This window comes from Nitrosomonas sp. JL21 (assembly GCF_009833095.1).
GTDB lineage: Bacteria > Pseudomonadota > Gammaproteobacteria > Burkholderiales > Nitrosomonadaceae > Nitrosomonas.
In genome coordinates this window covers 1-2,669 of sequence record NZ_QRCB01000046.1, presented here as the reverse complement: position 1 = coordinate 2,669, position 2,669 = coordinate 1, and the positions used below count along the sequence as shown (strand labels likewise).

Sequence of the window (2,669 nt, the reverse complement as noted above, 5' to 3'; positions counted from 1 at the left end):
TGGCAAGCCGTCAAACGGAGTACCAATTGGCAATTTCCTCGTTCTCATCGTTGCTCATTGGTCGATAACGATAGCAGCTCTCAGAAATGTGAAATGTTGCACACGCCAAAACGATACTAACGGACTTATCCTGTACTGCCCACTGTGCCATCACCTTGCGCTGTGAGGCCTTTACCACTTTTTTCCGAGTGCTTCCTTCAACAGCTCATTTTGCATCTGGCTTTCCGCATACATCCGCTTTAACCGCTTGTTTTCCTCTGCCATTGCTTTCATATCTGAAAGCATCGCAGTGCCTTAAACGCTATATTGCGCGAGAAGTTTATTACATTCTGAAAAAACGCAACAATCTTAGCAATAGTACCCAAATTGCCGCTTGACATTTAGAAGGGGCATCAGGGGTAGTCAATACACCAGTGTCGAGTTCGGCAAGCGGCACGGAAATGGGCGTGCGTCCTTCGATGGGCAGTGTGGGCGATGCCTATGACAATGCAATGGCTGAGAGTTTTTTTGCTTCCCTGGAATGTGAGCTGATCGACAGGCGTTCCTGGAAAAACAAGACTGAAGCAAGGCTGGCCGTATTCACCTGGATCGAGTCCTGGTACAACCCCACTCGCAGGCATTCTGGGCTAGGATACTTATCACCGAACAATTTTGAAAGGAAACTGAAAGAGAATGATCAAATCGCGATAAATTTTAACCCGCTTTCACAAGTCGAGAAAGCCTCGACTTATGGACGGTTTGATCTCGATATGGATGCTCGTATCGACTTGTCATAATCTAGGTGGCGGTTGGTGACACAACTGCTTGTTTTACCCCTATAAGCCAAGCAGCTGATAGGCATTACTTAGTCCAATGCTTTTTCAGCCGTTTTGTCCCCTTCAAATTCCATCGATATAGCACTCTACCCACGAATTATCCTTGATTTTATAGGGCTTGCTATATTAAACTGAACCGAGTAACTTAATGAAATATTTACTAAACTAACACAATATCATATCAAACTTCTTTTGCTCGCAAACCAGGAGACTCCCTTGCATATTACCAAACTCTACCCCCTTTTATTAATCGTGGTTTTCTTTCTTTCAGCTTGTGCAAACACCTCTTCTCAGATGCCGCAACAACGTACATCTGATCAAACCGGCACAGTCAATAGCCCCAAAATAGTTAAATCGCAAGATGGCTCTTTTGATGGAGAAGTCATTGGCGAGGCTCGAGCTGGAAGTAAATTTTCCGGGCTTAAGATTGGTATGCAAATGAAAGAAGTTCAGGACATCATGAATCGTGCACCCGATCGTTCGCATACTTATGAGTCCGGTAAGAGATGGATTCCATTCTATTTTGGTAACGACGCTCGGAGATTACAAGCGCTGTTCAAGGATGAAGGATGTCTCATTTTTGCGGATGGTAATGCCTGGGGCGGAGCTGGTGGTGATTTGATTCAGATTTATCATGATCCCAGCGGTGCTTGTTATCAGCCATAATCGACTTTGGCTCAGTTCTGCCAAAGCAAGATTTGAACAGAAGATGTAGGGGTAAAACAAGCAGTTGTGCCACCAGCCGCCATTTTGACTACGGCAAGTCGAGACGAGTATGCATATCAAGATCAAATCGCCCATACGGATTAATATGCTCCCACATCAGTGGAGTCAGCGCAGCGTAGTCGCGTAATGTCATTTTGCCTTGCCAATGCGGTTGGGCTAACACCTGCTGTATCATCATGTATCCCGTCAGCGCCAGTTGGACAAAATGAAGTGATTGCGTAAGAGTGTGTTTTGGTTCATCGTAACTCTAAAAAAGGAACGATGATGACAGAGAAAAATCAACAAAACCGTAGTGTCGAGAAAATCGTAGGCGATATACGCAGAGCAACGCGGCGCCAATACTTAGTAGAGGAAAAGATTCGGATCGTGCTGGAAGGTCTTCGTGGTGAAGACAGTATTGCAGAGCTATGCCGCCGGGAAGGCATTCATACCAATATTTATTACCGCTGGTCCAAGGAATTTTTGGAAGCCGGGAAGAAGCGCTTGGTCGGGGATACTGCTCGCGAAGCGACGTCCGATGAAGTCAGGAACTTGTGTAGTGAGACCCGATTACTCAAAGAAACCGTGGCGGAGCTGTTAATCAGCGCTATAGTAAACTTTGTACTTAAGGCCACCCTCAGTACCTTTACGATAAACCATTGTGGCATCCGGGTCTGAGGCACTAACATGGGTCTGATTGGCTACCCGGCGTTTGCGTTTTCCATGCTGAAAGTCATGATACCGCTTCTCATATTGCTTTAAAACTCTGGCATCAGGATCAGCATCCTCGCGCTTCACCAAGGAATCCATGGAGGCGTTAGCTTTCACGAGCGTCGCATCAGCAACAATTTGCTTGCCGGTGAATCGACCTTGTTTTTGCCATTGCAGCAATATCAGTTTAAATATTTGTCGGTATCTGGATTCTCCCATCCTGTCCCGTATACGGGTTAATGAGGAGTGATGCGGTACAGGCAAGTCAAGGGAGAGTCGACAAAACCAGCGGTATGCCAAATTCAAGTGAATATCACGGCAAAGCTGACGGTCAGACTCAATCCCAAACAGATAACTGATCAATTGCATCCGAAAAAACAATACCGGATCGATGGAAGCTCGTCCATTGTCCTGACAGTAGAGTTCTCCTGTCAGGTC

3 protein-coding genes and 3 pseudogenes are annotated in these 2,669 nt (G+C 46.0%); 4 read left to right on the top strand and 2 right to left on the bottom strand.

Annotated elements, in window-relative coordinates; translation table 11 throughout:
- Nucleotides 1–22: 22 nt before the first annotated feature.
- Nucleotides 23–288 (bottom strand): annotated as a pseudogene (locus ABF87_RS15145) (IS3 family transposase); the annotation flags it as partial.
- Nucleotides 289–394: 106 nt separating this feature from the next.
- Between ABF87_RS15145 and ABF87_RS12755 the strand changes: the two are divergent.
- Nucleotides 395–776: pseudogene (locus ABF87_RS12755) on the top strand (integrase core domain-containing protein); the annotation flags it as partial.
- A gap of 255 nt (nt 777–1,031) precedes the next feature.
- Nucleotides 1,032–1,481 carry a hypothetical protein gene (locus tag ABF87_RS12750; RefSeq protein WP_160829501.1) on the top strand — a complete coding sequence of 150 codons (450 nt, stop codon included), beginning with the start codon at nt 1,032–1,034 and terminating at the stop codon, nt 1,479–1,481.
- Between the two features lie 88 nt (nt 1,482–1,569).
- Here ABF87_RS12750 and ABF87_RS12745 read toward each other — a convergent pair whose 3' ends face one another.
- Complete coding sequence (locus tag ABF87_RS12745) at nt 1,570–1,719, bottom strand: transposase (protein WP_240143675.1); 150 nt, start codon at nt 1,717–1,719, stop codon at nt 1,570–1,572.
- Between the two features lie 83 nt (nt 1,720–1,802).
- On the opposite strand from ABF87_RS12745, the pseudogene ABF87_RS12740 reads away from it, so the two are divergent.
- Nucleotides 1,803–2,123 (top strand): annotated as a pseudogene (locus ABF87_RS12740) (transposase); the annotation flags it as partial.
- A gap of 357 nt (nt 2,124–2,480) precedes the next feature.
- The coding region (locus ABF87_RS15140; RefSeq protein WP_240143674.1) for a hypothetical protein at nt 2,481–2,669 on the top strand (189 nt) is incomplete at its 3' end.

What these genes read in the sequence shown, in the direction of transcription:
- ABF87_RS12745 (WP_240143675.1), bottom strand. Translation starts at nt 1,719, where the DNA reads ATGATGATACAGCAGGTGTTAGCCCAACCGCATTGGCAAGGCAAAATG.